We start from the raw sequence: 12,592 nt of genomic DNA, 5'->3' as shown, positions 1-12,592 counted from the left end.
CTCACGGGAAACGCTGCAGCAGAACCTGCACACACTTCTCCCCGGCGTACGGGTGCAGAAGCCGCGGCATCCGGTCGCGCGCGCGGCGTGTACGGCCGGAGCGCACGAGCGTGCAGTCTTCCAGGAACACCTGCCAGGCCGCACAGGCCTCCTCCAACCTGCCGCAGGAGAGCAGCAGTTCGGCGAGTTCGGCGTGGCTCAGCGCACGCGAGCGCCGCTCGCCGGCGGGGCGGGAGCGCAGCGACGAACGGAGTTCGCCGATGGCGCCCGTACGGTCGCCGAGCGCCCTGCGCACCTGGCCCGCCTGGTACAGCAGGGCCGCGTCCTGGTACGAGCCGACGGGTTCGGCGTTCGGGCTCTCCGGACCGGTCGTCAAGTCGACCGGGGCGCGCGCCAGTTCGTGCTCGGCGCGCCGGAGTGCCTCCATGGCGGAGACGCGTTCGCCGCCCGCCGCCTGGGCCACCGCGAGCCCCGCGTACAGGAAGGCGCGCGCGGACGGCTCGGCGTCCGGCGGCGCCGTCTCACAGGCGGACTCGGCCAGTGCGAGGCTGTGCCCTGTGTGCCCCAACTGGTGTGCCTGTGAACTGAGTGCGCGCCGGGCGAGGGCCACGCCTTCGAGGTCCCCGCCCTCCTCGGCCAGGTCGGCCGCCGTCAGGAACGCGCGCTGCGCCAGGCCGTTGCGCTGCTCGTCCGCGTACACCCGGGCGAGCAGATAGCTCAACCGTGCGGCTCCCGCGAGCAGTTGGGCGTGGTGCGGCCCCTCGCCCCCGGTGCGCAGCCTGCGGACGAGTCCGCCCAGACAGGCCGCGAGGGGGGTGCGGATGTGGCCGCCGCCGTGCCGGTCCGCCTGCTGGGCGAAGAACCGCGCGTGCTCGCGCACCGAGGCCACCTCGTCCGGACTGGTACGGCGGACTGTCCGCCCGCCCCGGTCCGCGGAGGGGAAGAGGGACCGGGGCGGACGGGGCTGTGGGGCCTGGCGCACGCCGGGCGGACGTGTCAGCAGAGTCAGCTGATACGGCGCCGCGGGCGGGGTGTTGGCGCGGGGCGGGCCCACGACCGGGTTCGTCAGTGCGGCGAGCCGGTCGGCGGGGTTGGCCGCGGCGCGGGCGCGCTGCGGAGCGGGCGCGTCGCCCATGCCGAGTTCCGGCACTGTCACGAGGCGGCCCAGGCGGCGCGACAGCGCCTCGGCGAGGAGCTGCCGCACACGGGGTGCCGGGCGGCTGCCGCGCAGCCAGTGCGCGACCGAAGTACGGTCGTAGCGCAGGTGGATGCCCGCCTCCGCGCCCAGTGCGGCGATGGACCGGGCGAAGGCCTCCTGGGTCCACTCGGATTCCCGCAGCAGCGCGCGCAGCGCGTGATTGGGTGCGCGGCCGGGATGGTCAGCGGACGGCATGTCGGGTGCCGGCACGAGCTCGAATCGGGTCGTTCACGGGGTGGTTCCTCCTCAGGAAGACGTATACGGGTTCCGTATGCGCCGTTGCGTACGGATGTCTTCCAGCCAACCGCATCCGGGGCGCGGGCGGGAGCATGTGCCGGGTGCATGAGTGGGCGGGACTTTCACACCCCGTGTGAACCGATGTCGGTTACTCTGCGAAACAGGAGCCGGACGACCGGAGGGCGGGATGGAGCCCAACAGTCAACTCGACGCGCTGCTTGACCAGTCGGGGATTTCCCGGGCCGGTCTGGCCGCGCGGATCAACCGTCTCGGAAGACAGACGGACCTCACCCTGCGTTACGACCATACGGCCGTGGGCCGCTGGCTCAAAGGGCAGCGTCCGCGCGGCCGTGTGCCGGAGATGATCTGCGAGGTCATCGGTGTACAGCTGGGCAGGACACTCACCCTCGCGGACATCGGGATGGCCGCGCCGGGACAGCCGGCGACGCCGGCCCCGGACGGCGACCCGGAGGACGCGGCGGGCCTGGGCCGGTTCGTCGAACGGGCCGCGGTGTTATGGCGGTCCGACCAGCTGCACGCGGCCAGTACGGGGCCGCGGCTGCTGACGGGCGCCGCCGCCATAGCCCCCGTGTGGGAGTGGGAGAACCCGCCCGAGGACCTGGACGTCTCGCACGGCGGCCAGTTGGAGGTCACCGACGCCGACGTGGAGGTGCTGACGGCGGCCCGCAGCCACTACGAGCACCTCTACCGGAACGCGGGCGGTGTGGCGACGCGGGCGCGCGTCGTCGGTTTCCTCACCGCCGAGGTGGCGCCGCTGCTGCGCGGGGGCTACGGCGACGACACCGGGCGTCAACTGCACCGTGCCGCGGGCTCGTTGGCGGCGGTGAGCGGCATCTGCGCGTACGACGCCGACGCGCAGGGACTCGCCCAGCGGTACTTCCACCAGGCGCTGCGGCTCGGAAAGGCCTCGGGCGACCGGCTGTTCGGCGGGTACGTGGTGGCGCTGCTGGTCAACCAGGCGCTGTTCCTGGGCGACAGCCGGCGTGCGATCGCCTGCGCCGAGGCGGTGCTCCGTACGGCAGGACCGCATGCCAGCCCTGCGCTGGCGACGGATCTGTACGCGATGCAGGCGAAGGCGTACGCGCAGCTGGGCGACCGGCGGAGCGCGCACGACTGCATGCGGTGGGCGGAGGCGTACTCGGAACGCATTCGTCCCGAGGAGGAACCGGTGGAGACCGGATACGTCCAACCGGGCCTGGTGGAGGTGCGGTTGGCCGAGGCGCTGCTCGTACTGGGAGAGGTCGGCGCCGCGGGGAAGTATGCGAAGGAGGCGGCCAGGGCACCCGCCCATGTGCGTGGACGGGTCAACAGGCTTGCCACCCTCACCGATGTCGAGCTGCGCAGCGGCGAAGCGGAGCGGGCGGCGGCCACGGCGGCCGAAATGGTCGGCTACGCGCAGGGCATCGAGTCCCAGCGGCTGCGGGGCCGGATGCGGAGGGTACGGGACCACTTGGCCCAGCACCCCGGCACTTCGGCCGCGGAAGCCGCGGAACTGATCGACGACGCGCTGCGCGTGCCCCTCTGACCTGAGGAACCGCCCCCGTGCGCCTCTGTCAGCTGGGCGCCGCAGCGTGCTGGGATGTGCCCAACTTTCGTCAAGAAGGGGGCACATACGTGCAATGGAAGAACCTGGGTGAAAGCACTGTGTACGAAAATCAGTGGCTGCGGGTCAACCTGGCGGACGTTGAGCTTCCCGACGGCCGGCACCTGGACCACTATCTGATCAGGCTGCGGCCCGTCGCCATGGCCACGGCGGTCAACGAGAAGAACGAAGTGCTCATGCTCTGGAGGCACCGGTTCATCACGGACAGCTGGGGCTGGGAACTGGCGGCCGGCGTCGTGGAGGACGGCGAGGACCTCGCCGAGGCGGCGGCCCGCGAGATGGTCGAGGAGACGGGCTGGCGGCCCGGCCCGCTCGCCCACCTCATGACGGTCGAGCCGGCGAACGGGCTCACCGACGCGCGGCACCACATCTACTGGGCGCAGGAAGCCGAGTTCACCGGGCATCCGCAGGACGACTTCGAGTCCGAGAAGCGCGAGTGGGTGCCGCTCAAGGAGACACTGGACCTGATCGCCGCCGGCGCGGTGCCGGCGGCGAACACGGCCGCAGCGCTGCTCATGCTGCACCGGCTGCGGTTCGGCTGAGGCCGCGCCCCAGCCGGGCGGCCGGACCCCGCGGCGCGCGGCTCAACGGCCGAACGAGCCGCCGCCGTTGCCGCCACCGCCGTGCAGGAAAGAGTCGCCGTGCTCGGCGATGTGCTGCTCCACCGCGGCCAGCGCCTGCTGGAGATCGGCGGGCGAACCCGCCCCGCGCTGCTGCGCGTAGTACGCGGCGCCCAGCTTGCGCAGCAGGTCGTTGCCGGTGCGCTGGGCCTGCACCTCTTCGACCTTCTCCTTGCCCTGTGCCAGTCCGCGCTGCGCCTGTTCCTTGGCCCTGTCGAGGAAACCTGCCATGGTGCTGCCTCCCGTGCGGTCGGTGCGGAGTGAGGGAGGAGTGCCCTCGAGTGCCCAACGTATGCCGTGATCAGCCGGTTCCCCCGGGTCCGCCGCGCAGTACCTCCCTGGCCAGCGCCACCAGCTGCGGAATCGCCGGATGGCCCGGCGCGTCGTGCCGTACGAGCAGCAGCGGGACGTCGGGGACGCCGGCCAGCGGGCGGTAGGCCACCCCCGGATGCGGATGCATCGCGGCGGTCGCGCTCGTGGACACGCCGACCGTGCCGCCCGCCGCGATGGCGCCCAGCCAGTCGTCGGTGTTGGCCACCCGCACCGTTCCGGAGGGCTCCGGGCGGATCGCCTCCGGCCACAGACCGAGCGTGGTGAGCCCGGAGACGGTGTTGAGCGCCACTCGCCGCTCCGCGAGGTCCTCCAGGGTCAACGGGTCCCGCCGTGCGGCCAGTTCGCTCTCCGCCGGCACGGCCGCGACGCGCGGCTCGTCGAGCAGCCACTCCGTACGCAGCCCCCGCGCGTCACCGGGAAGCGGCCCCCGTACGAGCGCGACGTCCACCCGGCCGCTCAGCAGTCCCGCCGTCCGGTCGTCGACGCGCAGCAGCTCCAGCGGGGTGTCCGGGTGCTCGTCCCGCCACCGGCGCAGCAGGGGAGTGGTGTACGTGCCGAGCGCCGACCAGGCGTGCCCCAGCCGCAGCGGCCGGCCGGACAGCCGCGCGGGGTCCAGGGCCTCGTCCACGGCGGCGAGCGCTGCGGCCGCCCTGTCCCGGAAGGCGCGGCCCTCCGGCGTCAGCTCCAGATGGTGCGTGGAACGGTCCACCAGCAGGACGCCGAGATGCGCCTCGAGCTGGCGCAGGGTGCGCGACAGCGCGGGCTGGCCCGTGCCCAGGCGGGCGGCGGCACGGGTGACATTGCCCTCCTCGGCGATGGCGAGGAAGGCCCGCAGGTGACGCAGTTCCGCGGTCATGCCTCCCGAGCATAGCCGCAGGCGGAATGGCATTTCACGCGGAGAACGGGCCGCTCTACCGTGGGCGCATGACCTCTGCCGACGAGCCCTCCGCCGCCGTGCCCGCAGCCACCGCGGGCTCCCCAGCCGTCGACAGCACCGTCGCCGGCGGAGCCGCGGACGGCGCAGCCGGCGGGCGGATCGTGCGCGGCAACGGGCCGCGGCCGGACGGCCGGGCACGGGCCGGCGCCGTCGGACTGGTCATCGGCAGCGCGCTGTCCCTGCAGTTCGGCTCGGCGGTCGCCGCCACGCTGTTCCCGCGCGCGGGTGCGCTGGGCGTGGTCGCCCTGCGGCTGATCTTCTCCGCCGTGATCATGCTGATCGTGTTCCGGCCACGGCTGCGCGGCCACTCGCGTACGGACTGGGCCGCGGTGACCGGGCTCGGTGTGGCGCTGGGCACCATGAACTCGCTCTTCTACCAGGCCATCGACCGGATCCCGCTGGGCGCCGCGGTCACCCTGGAACTGCTCGGGCCGCTCGTGCTGTCCGTCGTCGCCTCGCGCCGCCTGCTCAGCCTCGTGTGGGCCGCGCTGGCACTGGCCGGCGTGTATCTGCTCGGCAGCAGCGGCTTCGACCAGCTCAACCTCGCCGGAGCCGGCTTCGCGCTGGCGGCGGGCGCGATGTGGGTGGCGTACATCGTCTTCAACTCGCGCACCGGCGCGCGCTTTCCGAAGGTCGACGGGCTGGCGCTGGCCATGGGGATCGCGGCCGTGGTGAGCGCGCCGCTCGGGGTGTACAGCGCGGGCAGCGCACTGCTGGACCCGGTGACGCTCGGGCTGGGCGCGGCGGTGGCCGTACTGTCGTCGGGCCTCCCGTACACACTGGAGATGTTCGCGCTGCGGACCCTGCCCGCGGGGACGTTCGCGGTGCTGATGAGCCTGATGCCGGTGGCGGCGACGGCCGCGGGCTTCCTCGTTCTGGGGCAGACGATGCGGCCCGTGGAACTCGTGGCGATCGCCCTCGTCATCGCGGCCAGCGCGGGAGCGGTGCGGACCTCGCGGTAGGCGCGTTCTTCTAAGGTGGTCCGGTGAAGGAAGTTGACGACGGGCTGCGCGCCGACGCCGCGTACAAGCTCGCCTGCGAGGGTCATGCGCTGCTGTGGCGCGGGGATTTCCAGGGGGCACGGCAGATGCTCCGGGCGCTGGCGAAGCGCGTGGACCGGAAGCCCGCCAAGCGCGGGGACACCCCGCGCGAGACCTTCCATCTGCACCGCCAGGCCCAGTCCCGCAGGGCGCGCGTCCTCGGCATGCTGTACGTCCCGCTGGACGGCGACTACACCGTGCCGCTGCGCCGCGCGCCCGAGGTGCGGGACGCCTGCACCGCCGCGTACGGGCCGCCCGCCGGGGAGCCGTCCACCGTCCCGCTGCGCGAACTGCTCGGCGTGATCGGCGCGTACGAGTGGCAGCGCAAGGGCGTGGAGATCCCGGCGCTCGGCGGGGAGCGCGTGCACCCCTCGTACGGCGTCTTCTCTCCGGTGCGCGGTGAGTACGTCGACCTCGTCGCGGACGCCGAACTGCCCGGCACGGAGCTCGCGTACGACATCGGCACGGGCACCGGTGTGCTCGCCGCCGTGCTCGCCCGGCGCGGCGTGCGCCGCGTCCTCGCGACCGACCAGGACCCGCGGGCGCTGGACTGTGCGCGGATGAACATCGAACGGCTGGGGGTGGCGGATCGTGTGGAGGTCGTACAGGCCGACCTGTTTCCGGACGAAGCGCCTCCCGCACAGCTGATCGTCTGCAATCCGCCCTGGCTTCCGGCCAAGCCGACCGCATCGCTGGAGCACGCCGTGTACGACCCGGGCAGCCGGATGCTGCGCGGGTTCCTCGACGGGCTGGCGGCCCGGCTGGCGCCCGGTGGACAGGGATGGCTGATTCTTTCCGACCTCGCGGAGCACCTCGGGCTGCGCGGAAGGGACGAACTGCTCGGCTGGATCGACGCGGCGGGGCTGCGGGTCGTGGGACGCGACGACATCCGGCCACGGCACCCGAAATCGACGGGCGCCGACGCGGCCGATCCGCTGCGCGAAGCCCGCGCGGCGGAGGTCACTTCGCTGTGGCGTCTGGCGACTTAAGGCGACAGCACCCGAATTGCTCCCGTGGTCGGCGGAGCCGGACGATCCGATTACGATCTTCGGACCCCTTCTCCCCGAAGGCCCCCCGAACTGGAGCAGCACACCCGTGCAGAGAGTCGAGACCGACGTACTGATCGTGGGCAGCGGTCCCGCGGGAGCCGCCGCCGCACTCGCGCTGAGCACGTACGGCGTCCCCAACATGGTGGTGACCCGCCACGGCGCCCTCGCCGACACACCGCGTGCCCACATCACCAACCAGCGGACCATGGAGGTGCTGCGCGACCTCGGCGTCGAGGACGAGGTGGCCGCCAAGGCGACCCCGCAGCACCTGATGGGCAGCACGCCGTTCTGCACCAGCCTCGCCGGCGAGGAGCTGGGCCGGGTGCGCTCCTGGGGCAACGACCCGCACATCCAGGCCGCGCACGAACTGGCCGGTCCCAGCCGGATGTGCGACATGCCGCAGAACCTGATGGAACCGGTACTGGTCGACGCCGCCGTGGCCCGCGGCAGCGCGCTGCGCTTCCACACCGAGTACCTCTCGCACGAGCAGGACGGCGAGGGCGTGACGGCGGTCGTCAAGGACCGGCTGCGCGGCGACAGTTACGAGATACGGGCCAAGTACCTGATAGGCGCCGACGGCGGACGCAGCCGCGTCGCCGAGGACCTCGCACTGCCCACCAAGGGCCGGATGGGCGTGGCCGGCGCCCTCAACATCGTCTTCGAGGCGGATCTCACCGCGTACACCGCGCACCGCCCGAGCATCCTCTACTGGATGCTCGCGCCCTCCGCGACCGTCGGCGGCGTCGGCGCGGGAGTCGTGCGCTGTGTGCGCCCGTGGACCGAGTGGATGGCGATCTGGGGGTACGACCTGGAGACCGGGCCGCCCGAGATCACCGAGGACTACGCGCGCTCCGTGGTCCACCAGCTGATCGGTGACGACAGTGTGCCGGTGACCATCTCCTCGACGTCCACCTGGACGGTCAACCACCTGTACGCGGAGCGCTATTCGGACCGCCGCGTGCTGTGCGCCGGCGACGCCGTGCACCGGCACCCGCCGTCCAACGGGCTCGGCTCCAACACCTCCATCCAGGACTCCTACAACCTCGCCTGGAAGCTCAAGCTGGTGCTCGACGGCGTCGCGTCCCCCACGCTGCTGGACACGTACGACGAGGAACGCGCCCCCATCGGCGCGCAGATCGTCGAGCGGGCCAACCGCAGCATCGCCGAGACCGCGCCCATCTTCGACGCCCTCGACCTGACGGGCGTCGGCACCGACGAGCTGGAGCGCCGGCTGGATACCCGCAAGGACGCCACCGACGAGGGCGCCCTCAAGCGGGCACGGCTGCGCGACGCGATCGCCGCCAAGGTGTACGAATTCAACGCGCACGGCGTCGACATGAACCACCGTTACACCTCGGCCGCCGTGGTGCCGGACGGCACCGAGGACCCCGGCTACGAGCGGGACCCCGAGCTGTACTTCCAGCCCACCACCCGGCCCGGCGCGCGCCTCCCGCACGCCTGGCTGACCAGCGGGCGGCGCACCCTCTCCACCCTCGACCTCGGCGGCCGGGGGCAGTTCAGTATCATCACCGGCGTCGGTGGCGAGTGCTGGATCCGGGCCGCGCAGGAAGCGGCCCGCGAGACCGGCTGCGAGATCACGACAGCCGTCATCGGTCCCGGGCAGGAGTACGAGGACCCGTACGGCGACTGGGCGCGGCTGCGCGGGACAGAGGACGCGGGCTGTCTTCTCGTACGCCCGGACAACCACATCGCTTTCCGCTTCCCCGGCGCCGATTCGGGCGCGGAGAAGCTCCTGGCCGCGGCACTGCGGCACATCCTGGGCCGGAACTGACGCGCGCCCCGCGCGCGTCGGGATACCGGACGGACAGCAGACAGCAACAGAGAAAGGCGGTCAGCATGGGCCTCTCGCTGCTTCGGCGAAAGTGGTCGAAAAGCGGCGGCAGGGGGGCAGGGCTGCTGCCCGAAGTTCCCCTGACAGCCGGTGTCATGGCACTGGAGATCGTCGACACGATGGGCTCGCCCGTCAGTGGCGCGGACGTCCAGGTCAAGTCCCACGACAGCGGGCGTCTGGTGATGAAGGGCCGGACCGACCCGTTCGGCATGCTCAACGCCGCGGTCCCGCCCGGCACCTACGCCGTACTGGTCTCCGTGGACGGGCTGCAGCCCGGGCAGCGGACCGTGGAGGTGATCCGCGGCGAGGCCACGGGCCTGCAGCGGATCACGCTGGAGAGCGCCCGCCCGCACGACCCGCCGCAGCCGGGCATCTGGCTGTTCGATCCGCCGCACACCGCGATCCGGTTCATCGGCAAGCACGTCGGCATGGCCAGCATCCACGGCCGGTTCACCCGGTTCGACGGCGGCATCCGCGTCGGCGACCGCCCGGAGGACACGTACGTCGAGTGCACCATCGACGCCTCCAGCATCGCCACGGGCAACAACACCCGTGACAACCACCTGCGTTCCGCGGACTTCCTGGACGTGGAGAACTACCCGTACATTCACTTCGCGAGCAACCGCTTCGTGAACGTGTCGGGCAACAAGTGGACGGTGCACGGCACCCTGACGCTGCACGGCGTCAGCCGGTCCGTGAGCCTGGAGACCGACTACCTGGGCTCCGTCGAGGGCGGCTACGGCGAGGAGCTGCGCTGCGCCGCGCTGGCCCGCACCGAGCTGCACCGCGAGGAGTACACGCTGAACTGGCGGAACATGCTCGCCAAGGGCATCGCCATCGTCGGCCCCACCGTGCAGCTGGAGCTGGACATCCAGGCGATGCACCGCAACCAGGACACCCCCACCCCGCCGGAGTGACGGCCCGGGCCCGGCGCGCACTCCCGGGACCGCACACGGAGTGACGCTCCGTGCGCTGTTCGCGGAGGGCGAGCCGGGCCTGTCGGCTGATTGCCTCCGCGTACTCTGGGGGCCGCAGTGCTGGACGGCGCTGTGAAGGACGGATTTGGAGCGGCAGACATGGCGGAGGACCTGCTCAGCAGGAAGCTCGCGCACGGGTTCGCGATGCTCGACGCGGACAGCGACGGGCTTCTGACCGAGCGCGACCACGAGGTGATGGGCCGCCGGTCGGCCGCGGGCATCGGGCTGGCGCCCGGCGATCCCGCGGAGACGCGCCTCGAGGACGCCTACCGCGAGCTGTGGCAGCGGGCGCTGCTCCCGTACGCGGACGAGAACGGACAGCTCGACCAGGCCGGCTTCACCGCCGCCATGACCGCCCTCGCGGAGGACCGGCAGCTCGCCGAGGAGTCCCTCATGCAGCTGGCGTCGGCCTATGTCGACGTGGCGGACCGGGACTACGACAACCTGCTGTCCCCGGACGAGTACCGCGCCCTCGTGAACGGCCACACCCCGAGCCTCGACGACGAGGAGATCGACCGGGCGTTCGCGCAGCTGGACACCGACGGTGACGGCGCCGTCTCGCGCGCCGAAGTCGCCGCCGCCGTGTGGGACTTCTGGACCGGCCCGGACCCGCAGGGCCCGGGCAGTCACTTCCTCGGCGACCCCTCGCGCTACGGCGAGGACGGCTGACGGATCAGGCGGCGGCCAGCACCGTCCGGACGGTTTTCCCCCGGCCGGGCGCGCTGGTCACCCTGAACTCCTGTGTGAGAAGCCGCACGAGCGCGATGCCGCGGCCCCGCTCGGAGTCCGGCCCCGCCATGCCGCCCTGCGGCCGCAGCGGACTGTCGTCGTGCACCTCGACGGTCAGCGTTCCCGCCGCGATGTGCAGGCGCAGCCGGCACGGGCCCGTACCGTGCTCGGTGGCGTTCGCCACCAGCTCCGACACCACCAGCTGGGCCTCCGCCGCCGACAGGGCGGGGGAGTGCGGCACCCCGTCGAGAAACGTGCCGGTGAGTTTGCGTGCCCAGCGCGCCGAGCGTCTGTGATACGGCAGGGTGAACTCGGCGCAGGCGGTACGCCGACGACGAGCCTGCGTGTGAGCACGCATGACGGTCACTCCCCCTCGTGAGGACTGCCGCGGCCGCTTCAGCGGGCCGCGGCGGCTGGCCCCGTGCGGCTCTGATGCCCCTGGCCACCGGCCCTCAACCCTTCCCCGCCCGGCACCACGGGCAGGGCCTTGGTGAAGTCGTCGGTGTGCGCCGGCGCGCAATGGGGCGCGATACGGCTGTGCACGCGATAGCGCGTCCGCTCGCACTCCGGCCGGGCGTCCAGCCGGATCTCCACGGGCCCGGCGAAGCTGTAGCGCTTCTCGGCCGCGTGCCGGCGGATCTGGGCCGTCAGGTCCGGCAGCAATTCCCGGCTGTGCTCCGCCAGTTGCCGGTGGCTGTCGTGGGGCAGCTCGATGGTGAAGTGATTGGGCACCAGGGTGCGGCCCCGCGCGACGATCAGGGCGTTGTCGTCGCACTCCCTGCGCAGCACCGCCACGACCTCGGCGGGCTTGTGCCGCGGTTTGCGCACCGAGCACCACACGGCGCTCGTCCAACGCTCCAGGGCGTGCTCGAAGTTCGCGATCATCCTCATCGTCGCTGCTGCCTGCTTCCGTACCCGCTGTGTGTTCCGTCCGAGGGCACGTGAGTCCGTGCCACAGGGCTAACGCGGGGAGGGCCGCGGAGGCACGGGGCAGAAGAAGGACCGCACCCGGCCCGCGGGTCCGCCTGGTGACGGACTGCGGACCGGGTGCGGCCCTGAGGCGTCATGCGGTCGCGCGGACCGCCGCCCGGAGCTGAGGGTCACTCAGCCCTTCTTGGTCTCCCAGAAGATCTTGTCGATCTGGGCGATGTAGTCCAGAGCCTTCTGGCCGGTGGCCGGGTCCGTGGAACCCTTCGCCGCGCTGAGAGACTTCAGCGCGTCGTTCACCAGCTGGTGCAGCTCCGGGTACTTCTCGAAGTGCGGAGGCTTGAAGTAGTCGCTCCACAGCACCGAGATGTGGTGCTTCGCGAGCTCCGCGCGCTCCTCCTTGATGGTGGTCGCACGGGCCCGGAAGTGCGGGTCCTCGTTGGCCTGGTACTTCTCCTGGACGGCCTTGACCGACTCGGCCTCGATCCGGGCCTGGGCCGGGTCGTAGACGCCGCAGGGGAGGTCGCAGTGAGCGCTGACCTCGACCTTGGGGGCGAACAGGCGGGAAAGCATGAAGCTGTCCTTCCTCGTGATCGTCTTCTCACGTGCGAGATTACTCCGTGGGGGAAGCCTTTTCGCGTGTGCCCCCATGGGCTTACGACAAAAGTCCGGTCCCGTGCGGGGCCGGCGAGGGACCGACCGGAGGCGGAGAGCGGGATGACCGAGCAGCGGACGCGGGGAGACCGCGAGGAACGACGGCCCGGACAGGGCGGTTCGGGACCGCTGAAGCGGATCGGACTCGCGGAGGTCTACAACCCGTCGATGCAGCCCACGCTGCGCCCCGGCGACCAGCTGGTGGTGAAGTACGGGGCGCCCGTACGGGTCGGTGACGTGGTCGTGCTGCGGCATCCGTTCCAGCACGATCTGCTCATCGTGAAGCGGGCGGTGGAGCGGCGGGCCGGCGGCTGGTGGGTGCAGGGGGACAACCCGCTGGTCGAGAACGACAGCCGGGAGTTCGGCGTGATTCCGGACGAACTGGTCGTCGCACGCGCCTGGATGCGGGTGCGGC

At 72.1% G+C, this 12,592-nt stretch carries 13 protein-coding genes and 1 pseudogene; 8 read left to right on the top strand and 6 right to left on the bottom strand.

Features of this window, described 5'->3' with window-relative positions; all coding sequences use genetic code 11:
* Position 1: 1 nt before the first annotated feature.
* Positions 2–1,408 carry an NsdA family TPR-like regulatory protein gene (locus tag AC3AGO_RS12940; RefSeq protein ID WP_487820327.1) on the bottom strand — a complete coding sequence of 469 codons (1,407 nt, stop codon included), beginning with the start codon at positions 1,406–1,408 and terminating at the stop codon, positions 2–4.
* A gap of 214 nt (positions 1,409–1,622) precedes the next feature.
* On the opposite strand from AC3AGO_RS12940, the gene AC3AGO_RS12935 reads away from it, so the two are divergent.
* Positions 1,623–2,981: an NsdA family TPR-like regulatory protein gene (locus AC3AGO_RS12935; RefSeq protein WP_487820326.1), complete on the top strand. Its 1,359-nt coding sequence runs from the start codon at positions 1,623–1,625 to the stop codon at positions 2,979–2,981.
* A gap of 89 nt (positions 2,982–3,070) precedes the next feature.
* Positions 3,071–3,601, top strand: a complete 531-nt coding sequence (locus AC3AGO_RS12930) for an NUDIX hydrolase (protein ID WP_487820325.1) — start codon at positions 3,071–3,073, stop codon at positions 3,599–3,601.
* Between the two features lie 42 nt (positions 3,602–3,643).
* Here AC3AGO_RS12930 and AC3AGO_RS12925 read toward each other — a convergent pair whose 3' ends face one another.
* Positions 3,644–3,910 (bottom strand): hypothetical protein, encoded by a 267-nt coding sequence (locus tag AC3AGO_RS12925; RefSeq protein WP_487820324.1) that lies wholly within the window; start codon positions 3,908–3,910, stop codon positions 3,644–3,646.
* A gap of 70 nt (positions 3,911–3,980) precedes the next feature.
* Positions 3,981–4,868 (bottom strand): LysR family transcriptional regulator, encoded by an 888-nt coding sequence (locus AC3AGO_RS12920; protein ID WP_487820323.1) that lies wholly within the window; start codon positions 4,866–4,868, stop codon positions 3,981–3,983.
* A gap of 68 nt (positions 4,869–4,936) precedes the next feature.
* Here AC3AGO_RS12920 and AC3AGO_RS12915 point away from each other — a divergent pair, with 68 nt between their 5' ends.
* The 5 genes from AC3AGO_RS12915 (at position 4,937) to AC3AGO_RS12895 (ending at position 10,536) form a co-directional block, all read left to right on the top strand.
* Positions 4,937–5,911 carry an EamA family transporter gene (locus tag AC3AGO_RS12915; protein WP_487820322.1) on the top strand — a complete coding sequence of 325 codons (975 nt, stop codon included), beginning with the start codon at positions 4,937–4,939 and terminating at the stop codon, positions 5,909–5,911.
* Between the two features lie 23 nt (positions 5,912–5,934).
* Positions 5,935–6,978: a methyltransferase gene (locus AC3AGO_RS12910; protein WP_487820321.1), complete on the top strand. Its 1,044-nt coding sequence runs from the start codon at positions 5,935–5,937 to the stop codon at positions 6,976–6,978.
* A gap of 106 nt (positions 6,979–7,084) precedes the next feature.
* Positions 7,085–8,830, top strand: a complete 1,746-nt coding sequence (locus AC3AGO_RS12905; RefSeq protein WP_487820320.1) for an FAD-dependent oxidoreductase — start codon at positions 7,085–7,087, stop codon at positions 8,828–8,830.
* A 65-nt stretch (positions 8,831–8,895) separates the two neighbouring features.
* On the top strand, positions 8,896–9,807 hold the full coding sequence (locus tag AC3AGO_RS12900) for a YceI family protein (protein WP_487820319.1): 912 nt from the start codon (positions 8,896–8,898) through the stop codon (positions 9,805–9,807).
* Positions 9,808–9,966: 159 nt separating this feature from the next.
* Entirely contained in the window at positions 9,967–10,536 is a 570-nt protein-coding gene (locus AC3AGO_RS12895) for an EF-hand domain-containing protein (protein WP_487820318.1), read from the top strand.
* A 4-nt stretch (positions 10,537–10,540) separates the two neighbouring features.
* Here the strand turns inward: AC3AGO_RS12895 and AC3AGO_RS12890 are convergent, their stop codons facing one another.
* The 3 genes from AC3AGO_RS12890 to sodN form a co-directional block, all read right to left on the bottom strand.
* Positions 10,541–10,954, bottom strand: a complete 414-nt coding sequence (locus AC3AGO_RS12890; protein ID WP_487820317.1) for an ATP-binding protein — start codon at positions 10,952–10,954, stop codon at positions 10,541–10,543.
* Between the two features lie 38 nt (positions 10,955–10,992).
* Entirely contained in the window at positions 10,993–11,487 is a 495-nt protein-coding gene (locus AC3AGO_RS12885) for a DUF3662 domain-containing protein (protein ID WP_487820316.1), read from the bottom strand.
* 213 nt (positions 11,488–11,700) lie between these two features.
* The gene (sodN, locus tag AC3AGO_RS12880; RefSeq protein ID WP_487820315.1) at positions 11,701–12,096 is read right to left on the bottom strand and encodes a superoxide dismutase, Ni; all 396 of its coding nucleotides are present in this window, start codon (positions 12,094–12,096) and stop codon (positions 11,701–11,703) included.
* Positions 12,097–12,240: 144 nt separating this feature from the next.
* On the opposite strand from sodN, the pseudogene AC3AGO_RS12875 reads away from it, so the two are divergent.
* A pseudogene (locus AC3AGO_RS12875) lies at positions 12,241–12,513 on the top strand (S24 family peptidase); the annotation flags it as partial.
* Between the last annotated feature and the right edge of the window lie 79 nt (positions 12,514–12,592).

The organism is Streptomyces sp. BL1 (genome assembly GCF_057628045.1).
The sequence above is the reverse complement of the archived record's forward strand: the minus strand, read 5'-3'. Positions and strand labels throughout refer to the sequence as shown.